The organism is Pseudomonas sp. R4-15, from assembly GCF_055768815.1.
Window position 1 is genome coordinate 1,134,586 of sequence record NZ_CM147293.1, and the last position, 18,954, is coordinate 1,153,539.

The 18,954-nt window shown below is 68.0% G+C and carries 20 protein-coding genes; 6 read left to right on the forward strand and 14 right to left on the reverse strand.

All coding sequences use genetic code 11. The features are described 5' to 3' along the window. The first annotated feature begins 14 nt into the window (after positions 1-14). The gene (locus ACYRGX_RS05440; protein ID WP_473055594.1) at positions 15-224 is read left to right on the forward strand and encodes a hypothetical protein; all 210 of its coding nucleotides are present in this window, start codon (positions 15-17) and stop codon (positions 222-224) included. Between the two features lie 44 nt (positions 225-268). Further along, entirely contained in the window at positions 269-949 is a 681-nt protein-coding gene (rutR, locus tag ACYRGX_RS05445) for an HTH-type transcriptional regulator RutR (protein WP_473055595.1), read from the forward strand. 727 nt (positions 950-1,676) lie between these two features. Here rutR and gshA read toward each other — a convergent pair. The 7 genes from gshA to ACYRGX_RS05480 form a co-directional block, all read right to left on the reverse strand. After that, positions 1,677-3,278: a glutamate--cysteine ligase gene (gshA, locus tag ACYRGX_RS05450; protein WP_473055596.1), complete on the reverse strand. Its 1,602-nt coding sequence runs from the start codon at positions 3,276-3,278 to the stop codon at positions 1,677-1,679. A 103-nt stretch (positions 3,279-3,381) separates the two neighbouring features. Next, a complete protein-coding gene (locus ACYRGX_RS05455; protein WP_473055597.1) occupies positions 3,382-3,771 on the reverse strand; it encodes a PaaI family thioesterase in 390 nt (129 codons plus the stop codon). 1 nt (position 3,772) lies between these two features. Beyond that, entirely contained in the window at positions 3,773-6,097 is a 2,325-nt protein-coding gene (locus ACYRGX_RS05460) for a Tex family protein (RefSeq protein WP_473055598.1), read from the reverse strand. Between the two features lie 110 nt (positions 6,098-6,207). After that, positions 6,208-7,503 (reverse strand): TRAP transporter large permease, encoded by a 1,296-nt coding sequence (locus tag ACYRGX_RS05465; RefSeq protein WP_473055599.1) that lies wholly within the window; start codon positions 7,501-7,503, stop codon positions 6,208-6,210. Beyond that, positions 7,493-7,969: a TRAP transporter small permease gene (locus ACYRGX_RS05470; RefSeq protein ID WP_473055600.1), complete on the reverse strand. Its 477-nt coding sequence runs from the start codon at positions 7,967-7,969 to the stop codon at positions 7,493-7,495. Before ACYRGX_RS05470 ends, ACYRGX_RS05465 begins: the two co-directional genes overlap by 11 nt. Before the next feature lie 45 nt (positions 7,970-8,014). Continuing rightward, entirely contained in the window at positions 8,015-9,010 is a 996-nt protein-coding gene (locus ACYRGX_RS05475; RefSeq protein ID WP_473055601.1) for a DctP family TRAP transporter solute-binding subunit, read from the reverse strand. A gap of 232 nt (positions 9,011-9,242) precedes the next feature. Continuing rightward, a complete protein-coding gene (locus ACYRGX_RS05480) occupies positions 9,243-9,413 on the reverse strand; it encodes a hypothetical protein (protein WP_473055602.1) in 171 nt (56 codons plus the stop codon). Positions 9,414-9,510: 97 nt separating this feature from the next. Here ACYRGX_RS05480 and ACYRGX_RS05485 point away from each other — a divergent pair, with 97 nt between their 5' ends. Continuing rightward, positions 9,511-10,404, forward strand: coding sequence for an ABC transporter substrate-binding protein (locus ACYRGX_RS05485; RefSeq protein ID WP_473055603.1), 894 nt, complete (start codon positions 9,511-9,513; stop codon positions 10,402-10,404). On the opposite strand, the gene chrA is transcribed toward ACYRGX_RS05485, so the two are convergent. After that, a complete protein-coding gene (gene chrA, locus ACYRGX_RS05490; protein WP_473055604.1) occupies positions 10,395-11,591 on the reverse strand; it encodes a chromate efflux transporter in 1,197 nt (398 codons plus the stop codon). The genes ACYRGX_RS05485 and chrA overlap by 10 nt on opposite strands. Before the next feature lie 151 nt (positions 11,592-11,742). On the opposite strand from chrA, the gene ACYRGX_RS05495 reads away from it, so the two are divergent. Beyond that, a complete protein-coding gene (locus ACYRGX_RS05495; RefSeq protein ID WP_473055605.1) occupies positions 11,743-12,471 on the forward strand; it encodes a TSUP family transporter in 729 nt (242 codons plus the stop codon). A 54-nt stretch (positions 12,472-12,525) separates the two neighbouring features. Here ACYRGX_RS05495 and ACYRGX_RS05500 read toward each other — a convergent pair whose 3' ends face one another. The 5 genes from ACYRGX_RS05500 to ACYRGX_RS05520 all read right to left on the reverse strand — a co-directional run bounded on the left by ACYRGX_RS05500 (position 12,526) and on the right by ACYRGX_RS05520 (position 16,361). Continuing rightward, positions 12,526-13,284: an SDR family NAD(P)-dependent oxidoreductase gene (locus tag ACYRGX_RS05500; RefSeq protein ID WP_473055606.1), complete on the reverse strand. Its 759-nt coding sequence runs from the start codon at positions 13,282-13,284 to the stop codon at positions 12,526-12,528. A gap of 35 nt (positions 13,285-13,319) precedes the next feature. After that, positions 13,320-14,081, reverse strand: a complete 762-nt coding sequence (locus tag ACYRGX_RS05505) for an amino acid ABC transporter ATP-binding protein (protein WP_473055607.1) — start codon at positions 14,079-14,081, stop codon at positions 13,320-13,322. Continuing rightward, positions 14,074-14,736, reverse strand: coding sequence for an amino acid ABC transporter permease (locus tag ACYRGX_RS05510; protein WP_473055608.1), 663 nt, complete (start codon positions 14,734-14,736; stop codon positions 14,074-14,076). The genes ACYRGX_RS05505 and ACYRGX_RS05510 overlap by 8 nt, the downstream gene beginning before the upstream one ends. A 7-nt stretch (positions 14,737-14,743) precedes the next feature. After that, on the reverse strand, positions 14,744-15,385 hold the full coding sequence (locus ACYRGX_RS05515) for an amino acid ABC transporter permease (RefSeq protein WP_473055609.1): 642 nt from the start codon (positions 15,383-15,385) through the stop codon (positions 14,744-14,746). Between the two features lie 61 nt (positions 15,386-15,446). After that, entirely contained in the window at positions 15,447-16,361 is a 915-nt protein-coding gene (locus tag ACYRGX_RS05520; protein ID WP_473055610.1) for a transporter substrate-binding domain-containing protein, read from the reverse strand. A 180-nt stretch (positions 16,362-16,541) separates the two neighbouring features. On the opposite strand from ACYRGX_RS05520, the gene pdxR reads away from it, so the two are divergent. Continuing rightward, positions 16,542-18,005, forward strand: coding sequence for a MocR-like pyridoxine biosynthesis transcription factor PdxR (pdxR, locus tag ACYRGX_RS05525; protein WP_473055611.1), 1,464 nt, complete (start codon positions 16,542-16,544; stop codon positions 18,003-18,005). 29 nt (positions 18,006-18,034) lie between these two features. Here pdxR and trmL read toward each other — a convergent pair whose 3' ends face one another. After that, the gene (gene trmL, locus ACYRGX_RS05530) at positions 18,035-18,499 is read right to left on the reverse strand and encodes a tRNA (uridine(34)/cytosine(34)/5-carboxymethylaminomethyluridine(34)-2'-O)-methyltransferase TrmL (RefSeq protein ID WP_473055612.1); all 465 of its coding nucleotides are present in this window, start codon (positions 18,497-18,499) and stop codon (positions 18,035-18,037) included. On the opposite strand from trmL, the gene ACYRGX_RS05535 reads away from it, so the two are divergent. After that, positions 18,498-18,935, forward strand: a complete 438-nt coding sequence (locus ACYRGX_RS05535; RefSeq protein WP_473055613.1) for a hypothetical protein — start codon at positions 18,498-18,500, stop codon at positions 18,933-18,935. The genes trmL and ACYRGX_RS05535 overlap by 2 nt on opposite strands. Positions 18,936-18,954: the final 19 nt, after the last annotated feature.

Here is an 18,954-nt window from a genome sequence, read left to right on the forward strand (position 1 = left end):
CCAGAATGGGAAAGATGAGGCAGAACAACGACTTGGGTGGCGTTGAGAAATTAGAGCGGACCATTTGGTCTGCTTTAAAGCACCTGCCCGGTGCATGCCGCGCCAAAACGACGCACGTTATGGTGCGAATTATTGATCTGGATCAATGGGGCGTCTGCCGTGAAGTGATCGCGCCCGGACATTCGCCGCGCGTCTGCGCTGACAGCCGTGTGGCTTTTGGCTAAGGTGCAGGCCTGACCCCGCGCGGGTCGTCCAGACAGGAGTCCGCATGGTCCGGGAAGTCACGCCCATCCCCGAGCGCCGCAAGACCACCCGCACGCCGAGTGCCGCCACCCTGGCCCGTCGCGAACGGCAGATGGAGGAAAAGCGTGCGGCGATTTCCGAAGCGGCCATCGCGCTGTTCTCGCAATTCGGCCTGCACGGCACCAGCCTCGATCAGGTCGCCGCGCGCGCCGAGGTCTCGAAGACCAACCTGCTCTATTACTACCCGAGCAAGGAGGCGCTCTACCTGCAGGTGCTGCACCAGTTGATGGACGTCTGGCTGGCACCGCTGCGTGCGCTCTCGGTGGAGATGGAGCCGCTGGCGGCGATCCGCGAGTACATTCGCCTGAAGCTGGAGCTGTCCCGCGATCGTCCGGCGGCCTCGCGTCTTTTCTGCCTGGAGATCATCCAGGGCGCGCCGCTGTTGCGCGGCGAGCTGGAGCACGAGCTGCGTGATCTGGTACACGCCAAGACCGGGGTGATCGCCCGCTGGATCGCCGCCGGCAAGCTGGCGCCGGTGGACCCGCAGCACCTGATCTTCTCGCTCTGGGCGACCACCCAGCACTACGCCGACTTCCGCGTGCAGGTGGAGTCGATCAGCGGCAGTACCCTCGACGACCCGGCGTTCTTCGCCGAGGTGCTGGATAACCTGCAGCGGCTGCTGCTCGACGGCTTGCGCCCGAGGTGACTTCGCGTGTGCTGGTCTGAAATTCCAGGGTTCTGTACTCGGGAGTGAGAGCGTCGCGCTTTCCTCGGGTGGGACTACAGGTTTCGCCCTGCACGGCGAGTCACTTTCTCTTGAAATGCCCAAGAGAAAGTAACCAAAGAGAAGGGCACCCCACCATCCGGCCCCAGCCGCTGCGCGGCTGGGGTTCCCTCGCTTCGGCGCCGCTCCGGGGGGCACGCCGCGAAGGGGCGTCCTGCCCCTTCGCGCCTTGCTCGGCTTCCTGCCTCGCATCCCCCTGCGCAACACCTGCACTCGGCCTCCTGAAGGGGCCCCGGGTGCAAGCCTCATCATCGGTGGTCGCGTTGCCCGGCCCCGTAGGATGGGTCGAGGAGCGTAGCGACGATACCCATCGTGGCGGCGTGATGGGTATCGCTGCGCTCAACCCATCCTACGGTGTCAACCATGCGGACTTCCAGACGGCGCCGAAGCGCCCCGTTGGTCCGGGTGAACGAACCCCGTCCGCGCAGCGGGCGGGGCCGGATCGCCGGGGCAACGGTTTTGCCCACTTTTGTCGCGGCCGGCGAGGCGAAACAAAAGCGGGTCGCCCAGGAGGGCGAAACAGGGAGTTCCGGAGAACCGTCCTTTGGCACCGAAGGCCCGGCGCACTAGAGACGCGGAGCGTCTCGGGAGGCGTGCCCGCGCAGGCGCGTGGGCACGATCAAGCGGCGGCTGTTCTAGGCCGGGCCAATCAGACCGGCTGCGGGGCGGTGTCGAGAATGCTCGCCTGGTAGGCGGCGACGAACGCGTCGAAATCGCCGGTCTGGGTCCGCTCCAGGGTCTGCTGGTCCTCCAGCGACTGCTCGGCGAGTCGCTCGAACTCGGCGAGGCTGGCGGCGTCCAGTGGCTGCTCGAGAAACGCCTGACGATGCTTGCGCGACTGCGCCAGGGCGAATTCGGCGAAGCTGCCGCTGCCGTCACGCAAGGCTGCCAGCACGCGCGCCGAAGGCGTCAGGCTGGCATCGGCGAGTTTCGCCTGCTGCGCTTGCAGCGCCTGGTGGTGGGCATCGCCGCCGTGGGCGCGGTCGAGCAGGTCGGCGATCGGCGCCATCTCGTCGAGTAGCGCCTGGCCCCAGTCGACCATCGAGCGGGGTTTGCCGTCCGCGCCGCATAGCTGCAACCCCGGACGACGGCCCTCGCGGACCACCGCGAGGAAGTTGTCGGTGCTCGCGCGGCAGGCGCCGTCGGCCAGCGGTGGCGCCTCGTGCAGGGCGCAGTAGAGCAGGAAGGTATCGAGGAAGCGCGCACTGGTCAGTTCGATGCCCAGCGGCAGGAAGGGATCGATGTCCAGGCAGCGCACTTCCACGTACTGCACGCCACGCGCGGAGAGCGCCTGGATCGGCCGTTCGCCGCTGCGCGCCACGCGCTTGGGACGGATGATCGAGTAGTACTCGTTCTCGATCTGCAGGATGTTGGTGTTCAGTTGCAGCCATTCGCCGTCGCGCTGGGTGCCGATCTTGGCGTACGGCGGGTAGGGCGTGGCAACCGCCGCGCGCAGGCTGTCGACGTAGCTGGGCAGGTCGTCGTAGCAGGGCGTCAGGCTGGACTGGGCATTGTTCTGGTAGCCCAGGTCGCTCATCCGCAGGCTGGTGGCCCAGGGCAGGTAGAGGGTGTCCTCGGCGAGTTGCTCGAGATTGTGCTCGCGGCCGCGCAGGAAGCTGGCGTCGAGCGCCGGCGAGGCGCCGAAGAGGTACATCAGCAGCCAGCTGTAGCGGCGGAAGTTGCGCGTCAGGGCGATGTAGCGGGCGGATTGGTAGTCACGCGCGCTGCGGCCATCGTCCGGCGACTCGGCCTGGTGCAGCAGCGGCCACAGCGCCTCGCTGAGGGAGAAGTTGTAATGGATGCCGGCGATGCACTGCATGGTCTTGCCGTAGCGCAGCGCCAGGCCCTTGCGATAGACGTGCTTGAGCTGGCCGATCAGCGAATGGCCGTACTCGGCGATGGGGATCTCGGCTTCGACCGGCAGGCGGCCGGGCATCGACGGGCTCCACAGCAGCTCGTCGCCCAGGCGGCTGGCGACGAAGCGATGGATGCGCGACAGGTCGGCGAAGGTCTGCGCGGCATCGTGTTCGGCCGGGGTGATGAATTCGAGCAGGGCTTCGGAATAATCGGTGGTGATTTGCGCGTGGGTCAGCGCGGAACCGAGTACCTTCGGGTGTGCGCTGCGTGCGAGCTCGCCGCGGGCATCGACGCGCAGGGTTTCCCGCTCGATGCCGTGCAGGGATTGAGTCAGCAACGGCAGGTGTTCGGGCGCGCCCAGCAAGGCCAGGCGGCGGGTCAGTAGCTCACTCAAGAGGAGATTCCTTCGCGCGGGAGTCGCGCCAATATGGGGACGCGACGACGCCGCTGCAAGGGGCAGTGTCGTCGCCATCGGCGAATCGCCCAGTGGACGGCGTTCAGAGCACCATGAAGGTCGCCTGGGCCTTGGCCACCAGGCGCTCGTCCTGGGTGACCTCGGCTTCGACCACTTGGGTGCGCCGGCCGGAGTGGATGACCCGTGCCATACACTGCAGCTCGCCTTCCTCGACGCCGCGCAGGTAGTTGACCTTGCACTCGAGGGTGACGCTGTTCGGTTCGCCGCCGCTGAGGCTGTGGCTGGCCTGGCCCATGGCGGTGTCGATCAGCGAGAACAGCGCGCCGCCGTGCAGCTTGCCGTGCAGGTTGCGCAGGCCGTCATGCATGACCAGGCGCAGGCGCGCCTGACCGTCGGCGGCCTCGAGAATCTCCAGCCCCAGCAGGCGTCCGAAGGCGCTGCTGTTGCCGACCGTTTCGACCTGGCGGCTCATGTCACTTCCTCAGTTGCTTGGCGTTGGCGAACAGCGCGGCCATCGCGCCGTTGGCCGGGGCCGGTTTGTCCTGGGACGAATGGCGCTCGCTGCGCGGTTTGTTGCCGCCGCCCTTGCCGGGCTTGCCGCCGCCGCGCGGACCGTCGACCTTCTCGCCGGGGGTGTCGGAGAGGCGCATGGACAAGCCGACGCGTTTGCGCGGGATGTCCACTTCCATGACCTTCACCTTGACCACGTCGCCGGCTTTGACCACTTCGTGGGCGTCCTTGACGAACTTCTCGGACAGCGCGCTGATGTGCACCAGGCCGTCCTGGTGCACGCCGATGTCGACGAAGGCGCCGAACGCCGCGACGTTGGTCACCACGCCTTCGAGGAGCATTCCCGGCTGCAGGTCGGCGAGGGTCTCCACGCCGTCCTGGAAGGTCGCGGTCTTGAACTCCGGACGCGGGTCGCGGGCGGGTTTGTCCAGTTCCTTGAGAATGTCGGTCACCGTCGGCAGGCCGAAGCGTTCGTCGGTGAAGTTCTTCGGATCCAGACGCTTGAGGAAGCCCGAGTCGCCGATCAGCGAGCGGATGTCGCGGCCGGTGTCGGCGGCGATGCGCTGCACCAGCGGATAGGTTTCCGGGTGCACCGCGGAGGCGTCCAGTGGATCGGCGCCGTTCATCACGCGGAGGAAGCCGGCGGCCTGTTCGAAGGTCTTCTCCCCCAGACGCGGCACCTTCTTCAACGCTTCGCGGCTGGGGAAGGCGCCGTTGGCGTCGCGGAACTGCACGATGTTCTGCGCCAGGGTCGCGTTGAGCCCGGAGATACGCGCCAGCAGCGCGGCGGAGGCGGTGTTCACGTCGACGCCGACGGCGTTCACGCAGTCCTCGACCACCGCGTCCAGCGAGCGCGCCAGTTGCAGTTGCGAGACGTCGTGCTGGTACTGGCCGACGCCAATGGCCTTGGGCTCGATCTTCACCAGCTCGGCCAGCGGGTCCTGCAGGCGCCGGGCGATGGACACCGCGCCGCGCAGGGACACGTCCAGCTCGGGGAATTCGCGCGCGGCCAGTTCCGAGGCGGAATACACCGAGGCGCCGGCCTCGCTGACCATCACCTTGGTCAGTTGCAGGCCCGGAACCTTCTTGATCAGCTCGCCGGCGAGCTTGTCGGTCTCGCGGCTGGCGGTGCCGTTGCCGATGGCGATCAGGTCCACGCCGTGCTTGGCGCAGAGCTTGGCGAGCACCGCCAGGGTGCCGTCCCAGTCGTTACGCGGTGCGTGCGGGTAGACGGTGGCGGTGTCCAGCAGCTTGCCGGTGGCATCCACCACGGCGACCTTGCAGCCGGTGCGCAGGCCCGGATCGAGGCCTAGGGTCGCGCGCGGGCCGGCCGGGGCGGCCAGCAGCAGGTCGTGCAGGTTGCGCGCGAAGACGTTGATCGCCTCGCCCTCGGCCTGCTCGCGCAGCTCGCCGAACAGGTCGGTTTCCAGGTGGGTGTAGAGCTTGACCTTCCAGGTCCAGCGCACCACCTCGGCCAGCCACTTGTCGGCGGCGCGGCCACGGTTCTCCAGGCCGAAACGCTCGGCGATCATCACTTCGCAGGGGTGCCCGGCGCCCGGCACCTCGTCGCCGACCTTGAGGCTGGCGGCGAGCACGCCCTCGTTGCGTCCACGGAAGATCGCCAGCGCGCGGTGCGAGGGCACGCCCTTGAGCGGCTCGTCGTGCTCGAAGTAGTCGCTGAACTTGGCGCCTTCGTTTTCCTTGCCGGGCACCAGGCGCGCGGACAGGGTGGCCTCGGCCTTGAGGAAGCCGCGCAGCTTGGCGAGCAGGTCGGCGTCCTCGGCGAAGCGTTCCATGAGGATGTACTTGGCGCCTTCGAGCACCGCCTTGACGTCGGCGTAGCCCTTCTCGGCATCGACGAAGCGCGCGGCTTCGTCTTCGGGATTCCTGCTCGGATCGTCGAACAGCGCGTCGGCCAGTTCGCCGAGGCCGGCTTCCAGGGCGATCTGGCCCTTGGTGCGGCGCTTCTGCTTGTACGGCAGGTAGAGGTCTTCCAGGCGCGTCTTGGTGTCCGCGGCGCGAATCTCGCGCTCCAGCTCCGCGGTCAGCTTGCCCTGTTCGGCGATGCTCGACAGCACGGCGGTGCGGCGGTCTTCCAGTTCGCGCAGGTAACGCAGGCGCTCTTCCAGGTGACGCAGCTGGGTGTCGTCCAGGCTGCCGGTCACTTCCTTGCGGTAGCGGGCGATGAAGGGCACGGTGGAGCCCTCGTCGAGCAGCGCCACGGCGGCGGCGACCTGTTGCGGGCGCACGCCCAGTTCTTCGGCGATGCGGGTGTTGATGCTGTCCATGAACCACCTGAGTCGGAGCGTGGGTTGCAGGGCGGACCTGCGGCGAAAGGGCCGCAGTATAGCGGCAGACCCCTCCTATGGGGACCGCCGCCAACGCGGCCGTGGTAGCCCTACACCGCGTAGCCCATCACCCGCGGCAGCCACAGGGCGATCTCCGGGAAGAACGCCACCAGCGCCAGCGCCGCGCCCATCGCCAGGACGAACAACAGCGCCCAGCCGACGGTGGACTCCAGGCGGATCTTCGCCACCTCGGTGGTGACCATCAGGTTGATCGCCACCGGCGGGGTGAACTGGCCGATGGCGATGTTCATCGCCAGCAGGATGCCGAACCACACCGGGTTCCAGCCGAAGTGCTGCATCACCGGCACCAGCACCGGCATCAGGATCAGGTAGATCGAGATGGCGTCGAGCAGCATGCCGGCCAGCAGCACCGCCAGCATCACCAGCAGGAGCAGCACCGCACCGTTGTCCGAGAGCGAGATCAGCCATTCCGCCAGATGGCGGAAGGTGCCGAGCATCGTCCCGGCCCAGGCGAAGATGCCGGCCAGGGCGATGATCAGCATGACCACCCCGGAGACCACCGCCGCCTCGCCGCACAGGCGCCACAGCGCGCGCCAGTCCAGCTCGCGGGTGACGAACAGGCCGACCAGGATGCCGTAGGCGACGCCGACCACCGCCGCTTCGGTGGGGGTGAACAAACCGCTGCGCAGGCCGCCGAGGATCAGCACCGGAGCGAACAGCGCCGGCAGTGCCTCGCGGAACGCCTCGCCCAGCGATGGGCGCTCGACGCCCTCCGGCGATTCCCAGCCGTTGCGCCGCGACAGCAGCCAGGCCGGCAGCAGCAGCACCAGGCCGGCGAGGATGCCGGGAAACAGGCCGGCGGCGAACAGCGCGCGCAGGTCCACGCCGGGCACCACGATGGAATACAGGATCAGCGCGATGGAGGGCGGAATCAGGATGGCGGTGGATGCGGAAGCCGCGATCAGCGTCGCCGAGAACGGCTTCGGATAGCCCGCGCGGGTCATGCTCGGCAGCATCACCATGGCCACCGCCGCGGCATCCGCCGGGCCCGAGCCGCTCATCCCGCCCATGATCAGGCAGACCAGCACCGCCACCGTGGCCAGGCCGCCGTGGCGCGGGCCGATCAGCGCCTGGGCGAAGCGCACCAGGCGCAGTGCCACGCCGGCCTTCTCGAACACCAGGCCGGTGAGGATGAACAGCGGGATGGCGATCAGCGGGTACTTGGCCACGCCGTTGTAGGTGTTGGTGCCCAGGGTCGCGAGCATCTCCGGCGACAGCCCGGCGAGAATCCCCGCCGCGCCCGACAGGCCCAGCGCGAAGGCCACCGGCACGCCGCACAGCAGCAGCGCGGCGAAGGCCAGCATCATCAGCAGGTCAGGCGTCATCGTCGAGCCTCCCGCGCAGGCGATCGCGGGTCATTTGCGTCAGCCGCACGAGCATCAGCAGCGCCAGGGCCGGCAGCCAGATCACGTACCACCAGTTCGGCAGCCCCAGCCCCGGGGACTCCGACTCCCACTGGTATTCCTCCAGGGTGAAGGTGCCGCCGTACCAGGCCACCAGGCCCAGTACCAGCGCGCAGGCCAGCCACTGCAACAGGATCAGCGGCACCCGCAGCGCCGGGAAGCGCCGTTCCAGCAGGCCGATGCGGATGTGCCCGTTACGGCGCAGCGCCACCGAGGCGCCGGCGAAGGTCAACAGGACCAGGAGGAACACCGAGATTTCTTCGGTGAAGGCGAACGAAGCATCGGTGAAGTAACGCACCATCACGTTCGCCAGGCTGATGACGCCGATCAACAGCAGCGCCAGCGTGGCCAGCGCGCGCTCGAGGCGCGCGTCCGGTCGATTGTTCATGCAGCACCTTCCCCCGCCGGCGCGGCGCGCCGGCGGTACGACAGATCAGGGTTTAAGCGAAGCGCGGGCGGCATCCACCAGCTCGGCGCCGATCTTCGGCGTCCAGGCTTCACGTACGCTGGCGGTGGCTTCGGCGAAGGCCTGATGTTCTTCGGCAGTCAGCTCGACCACCTCGACACCCCGTTCGCGGATCAGCTTCAGACGCTCGGCCTCGGCGGCGCGCGACTGCTCGATCTCCCACTTGCCGGCATCCACGGCGGCCTGGCGTAGCAGGTCGCGATCGGCTTCGGGCAGGGTCTTCCAGACGCGCTGGTTGACCGCGAAGATCAGCGGGTCGGCCATGTAGTGCCAGAGGGTCAGGTGCTTCTGCCCGACCTGGTCGGCGCGCGCCACGTCGAACACCGACAACGGGTTCTCCTGGCCGTCCACGGCGCCGGTGGTCAGCGCCGGCTTGGCATCGGCCCAGCTCATCTGCGTGGGGTTGGCGCCCAGCGCGGTGAAGGTGTCCTGGAACAGCGGCGAGCCGACCACACGGATCTTCAGCCCGGCCAGGTCCGCCGGGGTGCGCACCGGGTGCTTGGAGTTGGAGACCTCGCGGAAGCCGTTCTCGGCCCAGCCCAGGGGCACGATGCCGCGCTTCTCGATGGCGGCGAAGGCCATCTCGCCGGCCTTGCCGTGGGTCACCGCGTCGAGGTCGGCGGAGTCGCGCAGGAAGAACGGCAGGTTGAACAGATTGAGTTCCGGCACCTGGGGCGACCAGTTGATGGTCGAGCCCACGGCCATGTCGATCAGCCCCGAGCGCATCGCCGAGAATTCCTTGGTCTGGTCGCCGGCGACCAGTTGCGCGTTGGGATAGACGCGCAGGGTGATCTCGCCGTTGGAGCGTTCCTTGACCAGCTCCGCCCATTTCTCCGCCGCCTGGCCCCAGGGAAAGGCGTCGGAAAGCACGGTGGACACGGAGTATTCGCGGGCCTGGGCGGCGAACGAAAGGGACAGCGCGGCGGCAGCGGCCAGCGCGGTGAAGCAGCGGGTGATGTGCATGGTGCGTCCTTGTGACGGATCGTCGTTGTCTTGTTATCTGTGCCGACGGCGGCGCCGTGGCGGATCCAGCGGCAGCGGGTAGGCTGCCGGAACGCGTGGGGGTAGACGCGGGGGGAGGCGTCGTCCGCTGCCGGGCGTGAGGGGCGCGGAGTTTCGACGTCTCGCCTGCAGGCGCTGCCTTTTGGGCGCGCCGGAGCGCGCCACTATATCCCAGAAGCGCGCTTCGCGCGTATCAGCGCGGCGTGCGGCGGCGCTTGCGGTCGACGTTGATGGCGCAGACCACCGCCAGGGCCAGCATCAGGCCAGCCATGTCGTAGCGCTGCGCGAGCAACTGGCCGAGCGCCGCCAGGGCGCAGACGATCAGGCCGGTCCAGCGCAGGCCCTGGAGAATTCGCTGTTTCACGTTGTAATCCTTGCATTCTTTACCAGGCCGCTGAGGTCGCCTGGTCGGTCGCGAATGATAACGTCTCTCGACCCCCAGAAACCCGGAGAATGCCCAGGTGAATCGCCTCGTTTTCGCTGGCCTGCTTGGCCTGTCCCTTGCCGCTTGCAGTGCCTCGCCGAGCGACGTTCAGAGTGGCGACGCCCGACGCATCGACGCCCGACGCATCGTCAGCCTCGACCTGGGTAGCGCCGACACCCTGCTGGCCCTCGGCGAGGGCGAACGTCTGGTCGGCCTGCCGGGCGGCAGTCTGCCCGAGTACCTGCAGCCCGCCGCGGCGCAGCGCAGTGCGGTCGGCAGCATCAAGACGCCGGATATCGCCGCGGTTGCGGCGGCGCGTCCGGACCTGATCCTGCTCACGGGGCGCCAGGGCGATGCTCGCGCCGAGCTGGAGGCTGTGGCGCCGGTGCAGGACGTGAGCCTGTTCGCCGGCGACTACCAGGCCGAGTTCGAGCGCAACGTGCGTCGCCTGGCTGCGCTGAGTGGCCGTGAGGCAGAGGCGGATGCCGCGCTCGCCGAGCTTTCCAGCGAGATAGCGCGGCAGCGCCGGCAGGTCGCCGACAGCGGCCTGCGCACCCTGGTGCTGACGCACAACGGCGGGCGCTTCTCGGTCACCGAGCAGGCGCTGGTCTACCAGGTGCTACAGGCACCGCGCGCCTTGCCGGCCCCGCCGCCGCTGGTGCGTGATGCACCGCGTGTGCGTCCGCAGCCGCTGTCCCTGGAGGCGCTGGCCGCGGCGGCGCCGGAAGTGATCTTCATCATCGATCGCAGCGCCGCCATCGGCGATGCGCCGCTGGACCTGGCGAGCCTCGCGCAGACGCCGCTCGCTGACACGCCGGCACTGCGCAACGGCCGGCTGGTCTATCTCGATCCGGCGCTGTGGTACCTCTCCGGTGGCGGTCTGCAGAGCATGGCCCTGCAACTGCAGGCCGCCGCCGCGGCCTATCGCTGAGCGAGAGACGGGCCCAGGCCGAGGGCCCAGCCGAGCACGGCGCAGAGCGCCACCACGGCCCAGGGTGGCAGGCCCCTGCGCAGCGCGAGCAGCGCCAGGGCCGCCACTGCCAGGTCCAGCGGGCCCTCGATGCTGTGCTCCCAGGTGGGACGGTAGAGCGCTGCGAGCAGCAGCCCGACCACCCCGGCGTTCACCCCCGCGAGCGCACGCCGCAGCCCCTGGGCGGCGGCCAGTCTGCGCCACCAGGGCAGCGCGCCGAGCACCAGCAGCGCGCCGGGCAGGAAGATGCCCAGCACGGCCAGCAACGCACCCCGTGGCCCATCGATCAGCGCACCGAGGTAGGCCGCGAGGTTGAACAGCGGACCGGGCAGCGCCTGGATGATGCCGTAGCCGGCGAGAAAGGCATCGGCATCCACCAGGCCGGGTTCCACCAGTTCGGCCTGCAGCAGCGGCAACACCACGTGGCCGCCACCGAAGACCAGCGCGCCGACCCGATAGAAGCGTTCGAAAACCTGCAGGCCGATTCCGGTCTGCCATTGCGCCAGCATCGGCAGGAGCAGCAACGCCACCAGGGCGAGCCCCAGCAACCAGGCTGCCGGGCGTGTCGCACCGGCCTGCCCGGCCTGCCCGGCCGGTAGCCGGCTGGCGCTGCCGGCATCCAGCAGCAGGCGCCCGACGAGGGCGCAGGCGAGCAGTACCAGCACCGGCGTGCCCGTCCAGGGCCATGCCAAGGTCACGGCCGCCGCGACCAGTGCCAACAGGCTACGCTGCCAGCCGACGCACAGCGTCCTCCAGAGGCTCCACAGGGCATGCGCCAGCACGGCCAGGGCGGCGATCTTCAAGCCACTCAGCCAGCCGCTGGCGAGTGGCGCGTCGAGCGTCAGGGTCGCGGCGGCGAGCATCGCCATGGCTAAGGCGCCGGGCGCGGTGAAGCCCAGCCAGGCGGCGCAGGCACCGCGCCAACCGGCGCGCTCGTAGCCCAGGCCTATGGCGACCTGGCTGCTCGCCGGGCCCGGCAGGAATTGGCACAGCGCGAGCAGATCGGCGTAGGCGGCAGCGTCCAGCCAGCGACGGCGCTGAACGAACTCGTCGTGGAAATAGGCGAGGTGCGCGACTGGGCCGCCGAAGGCGCAGCAACCCAGGCGCAGGAAGATCGCCAGCAGGCGGGCAAAGCTCTCGTCGTTCATCCGGACACCGGTGCGGGTGGGGCGACGGACCAGCGTGGCGAGCCATCGTGACCGTTTCGTGACAGTCCTGGGGCGCCCCGGCATCTGGCACTGTGCGTCGGGGCGGGTGACGGATAGGGTAGCGGCCATCGTGATCATCGACGAGGTAGGCATGTTGCTGTTGGTCTGGGCCTTCTTTGCCGCGGCGTTGCGCGGTTACGCCGGTTTCGGCTTCGCCATGCTGCTCGCGTTGGGGCTGGTTGGCCGGCATCCGCCGCTGCAGGCGGTGGCGGTGACGCTGCTGCTCGACCTGCTGTGCAGCATTCCGCTGTGGCCGGCTGCGCTGCGTCTCTGGCACGCCGGCATCGGCCTGCGCCTGCTGCTCGGCATGGTGCTGGCGCTGCCGTTGGGAAGCCTCGCCCTGGCGCACGTGCCGGCCACGCCGATGGCCCTGCTGCTGGCGGGCCTGTGCCTGGTCGGCGGAGTGCTGGTGCTGCGCCAGAGCGGTCGACCGATGCCGGCGGGAACGCTGCGCGAGGGACGGGCACTGCCGGCGGGGCTACTCGCCGGGTTGGCGACCAACCTTGCCTCTGCCGGCGGGCCGCCGCTGATGCTCTACCTGCTGCGCAGTGGCCTGCCCGCCGACCGCTTGCGTGCCACCGCCATCGTCTACTTCGCGGTAGCCAGCGGTTGTGCGCTGCTCGGGCTGTGGCTGGCCGGAGGCCTGGCCTTCGCCGACCTGGCGCCGGCCCTGCCGTTGCTGGCGCCGGCGCTGGCCGGCAATCTCGTCGGGCAGTGGCTGCACCGGCGCTGGCGCTTCCCACTGCAGCGGGCGATCGGTGCGCTGCTGGTGGCGATGTCCGCGTGGATCATCGTCAGCAACCTCGTGCGACTGGCATGAAAAAGCCCGATGCCGCGGCGGCGGACATCGGGCTCGAGGGGCATCGATGCGCGATCAGTCGCGGTCGATGGCGAAGGGCGACCAGGCCTGACGGCTGGGCATGATCTCCAGGCGGTTGATGTTGATGTGCGCCGGCAGCGTGGCGACGTAGAAGATTTGCTCGGCGATGTCCTCGGCGGACAGCGGGGTGGTGCCACGGTAGAGCTTGTCTGAGGCGGCCTGGTCGCCCTTGGTGCGCACCAGGGTGAACTCGGTCTCGGCCATGCCGGGGGCGATGTCGGTGACGCGCACGCCGGTGGCGATCAGGTCACAGCGCAGGTTGAAGGTGAACTGCTTGACGAAGGCCTTGCTGGCGCCATAGACGTGGCCGCCGGGGTAGGGCCATTCGCCTGCCACCGAGCCGAGCATAACGATGCTGGCGCCGGCGCCGGTCTCGATCAGTTTGGGCAGCAGTGCGTGGGTGACGTTGACCAGGCCGGTGATGTTGGTGTCGATCATGGTGTGCCAGTCGTCCAGCGCGACCTTCTGCGCCGGCTCGGGGGCCAGGGCGAGACCGGCGTTGTTGACCAGGCAGGTGACCTTGGCGAAGCCTTCCGGCAGTTCGGCCACCACCTTGGCCACGGCGTCGGCGTCACGCACGTCGAGGCCGGCGATGTGTACCGGCACCTTGGCGCCAAGCTCGGCCTTGAGCTCTTCCAGGCGTTCCACGCGGCGGCCGGTGAGCACCAGCGACCAGCCGGCCTCGGCGAAGCGCCGGGCGGTGGCACGGCCGAAGCCGGAAGTGGCGCCGGTGATGAAGACTACGTTGCTCATTGCATACCTCTGCAAGGGTTCGTGGGTCGTCCGCATCAGGACGACAGTTCGAGGAATTTGCGTACCCGTTCGGCGTCGGGATTGGTGAAGAATTTTTCCGGTGCGGATTTCTCGATGATCCGGCCCTTCTCCAGGAAGACCACCTGGTCGGACACCGCGCGGGCGAACTCCATCTCGTGGGTCACCACGATCATGGTGTAGCCCTCGGCGGACAGGTCCTTCATCACCTGCAGCACTTCGCCGACACGCTCGGGATCGAGTGCCGAGGTCGGCTCGTCGAACAGCATGACTTCGGGGCTCATCGCCAGCGCGCGGGCAATCGCCACGCGCTGCTTCTGGCCGCCGGACAGAGTATAGGGATAGGCGTCGAGCTTGTGGCCCATGCCGACCTTTTCCAGCAGTTCGCTGGCGATCGCCCGGGCTTCTTCCTTGCCCAGGCCCTTGACCTGCACCGGTGCCTCCATGACGTTGTGCAGCACGTTCAGGTGCGGCCACAGGTTGAAGCTCTGGAAAACCATGCCGGTGCGCGCGCGGATGGCGGCCAGCTCACGGTTGTTCATCTTGCGCCCGGCGCTCTCGTTGACGCCGATGCGCTCGCCGGCGATGAAGATCGAGCCGCGGTCGGGCTCCTCCAGCCAGTTGATGCAGCGCAGCATGGTCGACTTGCCGGAGCCGGAGGAGCCCAGCACGCTGACCACCTCGCCCTTGTTCACGGTGAGGTCGATATCGCGCAGCACCTCGATGCCGCTGAAGCTCTTGGACAGTTTCTCGATGCGTACCGCGGGCACGTCAGCCATGCTCGAATCCTCGTGTTGCGCCGAAGCGTGCGGCCCAGCGCAGTGCCAGCTCCAGGCAGATACTGATGGCCCAGTACAGGGCGATGACCACGATGAAGGCGTTCATCGGAATGAAGTAGGTGGCCGACAGCGAGTTGGCCGCGGCGGTGAGCTCCTGCACGGTGATGATGGTGAGGAACGCGGTGTCCTTCAGTGCGATGATCAACTGGTTGCCCAGCAGCGGGCGGGTGCGGATCACCAGTTGCGGCAGGATGATCCGCCAGTACAGCTTGAAGGGGCGGAAGCCGAACGCCTTTGCGGCCTCGACCAGCCCTTCGGGCAGCACGATGCGTGCGCCACGCAGGATCTCCGCGAAGTACGCGGCGTGGTAGAACACCAGCGCCAGCAGCCCCGCGCTCCACGCCGACATCCGCAGACCCAGGCTCGGCAGGCCGTAGTAGAGCAGGTAGGCGAGGATCAGGAAGGGCAGCATGCGCATCAGGTTGATGAAGCCGCGCAGGGTGCTGGCGAGCGCGCCGCGTTGTTCCAGCGCCAGCAGCATGCCGCAGCCGAGTACGAAGGCCAGCACGATCGATATGCCGAACAGCATCAGGGTGTTGAGGAAGCCCGCCGCCACGGCGTCGCGGGCCTCCCAGATGATTTGCCACTCGTTCATGCGTCCCTCACATGGCCAGGCGGTTGGCTTTCTTCTCGGCGATGGCCTGCAGCTTGAGCAGCACGCCGATGATCGCCATGTACAGCACCGCGGCGACCAGGATCGGCGGTAGCGGCTCGTAGGTCACCGCCGCGATGCGGTTGGTCACGCGGGTCAGGTCGACGATGCCGATCACCGCGATGGCGGGGCTGCCCTTGATCAGGAAGGACATCTCGTTGACCAGTCCGGGCAGCGAACTGGTGATCATCTGCGGCAGCATGATGCGGCGGAAGAAGGTGGTGTTGGTCATTCCGCAGGCCATCGCGGCTTCGCGCTGGTCGCGGGAGAAGCTGATGAACGCCGCGCGCCAGATTTCCGCGTTGAAGGCGGCGGTATTGAGCGTCAGGGAAAGAATGGCCGCGGTCACGCGATCCAGCGAGAGGCCAACGGTCGGTGCCGTGAGAAAGATGAACAGCACCAGGGTGACCAGCGGTGTGGCGCGTGCCAGGCTGATGTACAGCACCAGCAACTGTTCCAGGAAGGGAATCTTGGCCATGCGCAGCAGGGCGATGCCCAGGCCGAGCACCACGCCGAAGGCAATGGCGATGGCGCAGATCCACAGCGTCGTCCAGGCGCCTTGCAGCAGCAATATCCAGGACTGTGAGGTCATCTGGCGGGCTCCTTGCGCAATCGATCAGGGGAATGCGGCGCCCGTGGGCGCCGCGGGGCGATCACTCGATGCCGGCCAGTTCGTGGAACTGTTCGACGCTGGTGATCGGCGTGGTCGGCAGGTCGGGGAAGGCTTCGCCGAACCATTTGGTCTGCAATTCGGCGAGTTTGCCGTTGCTGCGGATCTCGTCCATGAAGCCGCTGACGAACTTCAGCAGGTCGGGGCTGCTCTTGGGCATCGGCCAGGCGGCGAAGCCGTTGCCGGACACCGGCAGGCCCTTGGCGAAAACGTCGCCACGGGTTTTCACCAGGTCGTTCACCGAGATCACCGCGTTGACCGCGTAGTCCAGGCGACCGTTGGCGAGGTCGGCGTAGATCTCCGGATAGGAGGGGTACTCGACCACTTCGCCGAGCGAACCGCCCTGGGCCTCGAGCATCTTCTTCAACTCCGGCAGGCGTGCCAGCAGGGCGCTGCCGGCCTGCACGCCTACGGTCTTGCCGGAGAGGCTCTTGATGTCGGTGATCGAATCGTCGCCGGCACGTTTGACGAAGTAGTGCTGGGCGGAGGCGAACGGCGGGGTGAAGTTGAACACGCGCAGACGGTCGTCGGTGACCAGGGCTCCGGTGAAGGCCATGTCGTACTGGCCGGAGGAAACCGAGGCGAGCAGCCCGGTCCAGGGCAGGATTTCCTGGCGCACCTCGATGCCAGACTTGGCAGCGTAGGCCTTGAACTCGCCGAGCAGGTCGGCGTGGAAGCCCTCGGGCTTGCCGTCGACGACGAAGTTGAAGGGCGCGTAGTCGTCCTCGGTGGCCACGGTCATGTAGCCACGTTCCTTGATCTCGGCGAGGTCAGCGTGCGCGCCGAGCGAAGCGGCGAGCAGCCAGCCGCCGAGGCCGGCCGCAGTGATCTTGCGCAGAAGGGCGGTGCAACGGGTCTGCGCTTTGGTGCGCAGCGAACGCTGGATGGCGTGTTTCATCGAAAGCTCCCTTGAGACGGTCTGTGTGCGGCTCGCGGCCGGGATGGCTCGCGTAATGGCTGGATTCACCTTAGAGAGCGGCGAATGGCCAGCGATAGGTCCAGTTATCCGGAGCCCACTGGCCAGTCCGGCGCCTAGGCCTGAAACTTGCAAGTTGTGGACCGCACACAGGGTTCGGTCATGCTCGATCACTTTTTCCATCTCGACTTCGATCAGGCCCGGGGACTTCAGGAGCAACTGCGTGAGTCCCTCGTCTCGGCGATCCTCGCAGGCACCTTCCCGGCCGACGAAGCCCTGCCTTCCTGCCGCTGTCTGGCGCGCCAGCTGAGCGTTTCGCGTAATACCGTGGCGCTGGTCTACGAAAGCCTGCTGGACAGCGGCTACCTGGTCAGCCGTCCCCGCAGTGGTTACTACCTGCACCCCGATTACGTGGAACGCGATGGCAGTGACCTGCAACAGGGCGAGGCGTCCTTGGTGGGCGCACCAGAATGGGGCGATCGTTTCCGTCTGCAGCCCAGTCTCTTTCCCGGCGTGTTGCGGCCGAGCAACTGGCGTCAGTTCACCTACCCGTTCATCTACGGTCAGCCGATCCCCGAATTGTTTCCCCTCGAGCGCTGGCGCGAGGCTTCCCGCGAGAGCCTGCGTCAGGAAAGCGAACGCAGTTGGACGGTGGATCGCTTCGACCAGGACGATGCGCAACTGATCGAACAGTTGCGCACCCGCGTACTGCCCAAGCGCGGTATCTGGGCGCGTTCCGACGAGATCCTGGTGACCCTCGGTTCGCAGAATGCGCTCTACCTGCTGGCGCGCCTGCTGACCGGCGAGGGCGTCCGGGTGGCGCTGGAGAACCCCGGTTTCCACGACGCCTGGAACGTCTTCAAGATGCAGGGCGCGAGCATCCATGCGCAGCCGGTGGACGAGCAGGGGCTGCTGGTCGATGCGCGGCTGGAGGATTGCGACTACCTCTACGTGACTCCGGGGCACCAGGTGCCTAGCGGCGTGGCGTTGAGCGCGGCGCGGCGGCGCGCCTTGCTGGAACTGTCGCAGCGCTGCGACAGCATAATCATCGAGGATGACTACGACGCCGAACTGAACCTCGACCAGAGGCCGCACCCGGCCCTCAAGGCGGACGACCGCAACGGCCGGGTGATCTACATGAGCAGCCTGTCGAAGGCCTTTTCGCCGGGGCTGCGGCTGGGCTATCTGGTGGCCGACGCCGAACTGATCACCGAACTGCGCGCGCTACGCCGCCTGATGTATCGCCATCCGCCGTTGAACAACCAGCGGGTGCTCGCGCAGTTTCTCGCCCAGGGGCACTACGACGCTCACCTGCGGCGCTTCCGAGAGGAACACAGTCGCCGTCGCGAGGCGCTGCGCGCGGCGCTCGACGAGTGCCTCGGCAGTTGCCGGCACATCAGCGATCCGGGCGCCAGCGCCTTCTGGCTGCGCGCGCCGGAGGGCGTCGATGCGCGCCGTCTGGCCTGGCGCGCGGCGCAGGCCAGCGTGCTGATAGAACCGGGCTCGCAATTCTTCTTCGACGGCCAGCCGCCGCTGCAGTACTTCCGCCTTGGCTTCAACGTCATCGAGCCAGGACTGATCCTGCCCGGCGTGGAGCGCCTGGCGGAGGCGCTGAATGCGCAGTGAGTCAGGCGCCCCCAGCTCGGCGCCCCCAGCTAGGCGCCCCCAGCGAATTCCTGTTGCCGCCAGGCTTCGTAGACCGCCACGGCCACCGTATTTGAGAGGTTCAGGCTGCGGCAGTCGGGGCGCATCGGCAGGCGGATGCGCTGCTCCAGTGGTAGCGCATCGCGGATGTCCGCTGGCAGACCACGGCTCTCGGGGCCGAAGAGGAAGGCGTCGCCGGGTCGGTAGGCCACCTGGTGGTAGGGCTGCGAACCCTTGGTGGTGAAGGCGAACACCCGGGGCTGGCCGAGGCTTTCCAGGCAACTGGGCAGATCGGCATGGCGCTGCAGGGTGGCGTATTCGTGGTAGTCCAGGCCGGCGCGGCGCAGGCGTTTGTCGTCCAGCTCGAAGCCCAGCGGCTCGATCAGGTGCAGGCCGCAGCCCGCGTTGGCGCACAGCCTGATAATGTTGCCGGTGTTCGGTGGAATTTCGGGTTGGAACAGGATGACGTGGAACATGCGGGACTCCGGTAGCGGCGAAGAGGATTCTACCGTCGTAGACCCGCGTCCGGGCCTCTGGCCCAAAGTGTTCTGTGCGTTGGCCCTGTTCGGCCTGTTGTGCGGCCTGATGCTGGGTCGCCTGAACGAGCCCGCTCCGGTGCGCTTGCTGCGCGTCGAGGTGGCCGCCAATAGCCTGGTGCTGCATTTCGACGGTGAGCCGCAGGTCTATGCGGAGCGTCCTGGAGGGACGCTGGAGCTGTTGTTCGAATCCTATGGGCGCGAGGCCGAGGGAGGTCTGCAGGTCGAGGGGCGTCCGGCCAACTGGCGGCTCATGCATACCGAGCGCGGCTTGCTGCTGCAGGTCGTCGCGGCGCGTGCCCTGCGCGGGCAGTTGGCCGGCAGCGCCGAAGACCAGGGCTGGCGTATCGAGGTGCGACTGCAGGTCCTGCCATGACCGGCCGCTGGAGGCGGGT

Bases quoted from the DNA above. Each gene is read 5' to 3' on its own strand.
- ACYRGX_RS05440 (WP_473055594.1), top strand. From the start codon at position 15: ATGAGGCAGAACAACGACTTGGGTGGCGTTGAGAAATTAGAGCGGACC.
- rutR (WP_473055595.1), top strand. From the start codon at position 269: ATGGTCCGGGAAGTCACGCCCATCCCCGAGCGCCGCAAGACCACCCGC.
- ACYRGX_RS05455 (WP_473055597.1), bottom strand. From the start codon at position 3,771: ATGAGCCGCCAGGTCGAAACGGTCGGCAACAGCAGCGCCTTCGGACGC.
- ACYRGX_RS05460 (WP_473055598.1), bottom strand. From the start codon at position 6,097: ATGGACAGCATCAACACCCGCATCGCCGAAGAACTGGGCGTGCGCCCG.
- ACYRGX_RS05465 (WP_473055599.1), bottom strand. From the start codon at position 7,503: ATGACGCCTGACCTGCTGATGATGCTGGCCTTCGCCGCGCTGCTGCTG.
- ACYRGX_RS05470 (WP_473055600.1), bottom strand. From the start codon at position 7,969: ATGAACAATCGACCGGACGCGCGCCTCGAGCGCGCGCTGGCCACGCTG.
- ACYRGX_RS05475 (WP_473055601.1), bottom strand. From the start codon at position 9,010: ATGCACATCACCCGCTGCTTCACCGCGCTGGCCGCTGCCGCCGCGCTG.
- chrA (WP_473055604.1), bottom strand. From the start codon at position 11,591: ATGAACGACGAGAGCTTTGCCCGCCTGCTGGCGATCTTCCTGCGCCTG.
- ACYRGX_RS05495 (WP_473055605.1), top strand. From the start codon at position 11,743: ATGTTGCTGTTGGTCTGGGCCTTCTTTGCCGCGGCGTTGCGCGGTTAC.
- ACYRGX_RS05500 (WP_473055606.1), bottom strand. From the start codon at position 13,284: ATGAGCAACGTAGTCTTCATCACCGGCGCCACTTCCGGCTTCGGCCGT.
- ACYRGX_RS05505 (WP_473055607.1), bottom strand. From the start codon at position 14,081: ATGGCTGACGTGCCCGCGGTACGCATCGAGAAACTGTCCAAGAGCTTC.
- ACYRGX_RS05510 (WP_473055608.1), bottom strand. From the start codon at position 14,736: ATGAACGAGTGGCAAATCATCTGGGAGGCCCGCGACGCCGTGGCGGCG.
- ACYRGX_RS05515 (WP_473055609.1), bottom strand. From the start codon at position 15,385: ATGACCTCACAGTCCTGGATATTGCTGCTGCAAGGCGCCTGGACGACG.
- ACYRGX_RS05520 (WP_473055610.1), bottom strand. From the start codon at position 16,361: ATGAAACACGCCATCCAGCGTTCGCTGCGCACCAAAGCGCAGACCCGT.
- pdxR (WP_473055611.1), top strand. From the start codon at position 16,542: ATGCTCGATCACTTTTTCCATCTCGACTTCGATCAGGCCCGGGGACTT.
- ACYRGX_RS05535 (WP_473055613.1), top strand. From the start codon at position 18,498: ATGCGGGACTCCGGTAGCGGCGAAGAGGATTCTACCGTCGTAGACCCG.
- trmL (WP_473055612.1), bottom strand. From the start codon at position 18,499: ATGTTCCACGTCATCCTGTTCCAACCCGAAATTCCACCGAACACCGGC.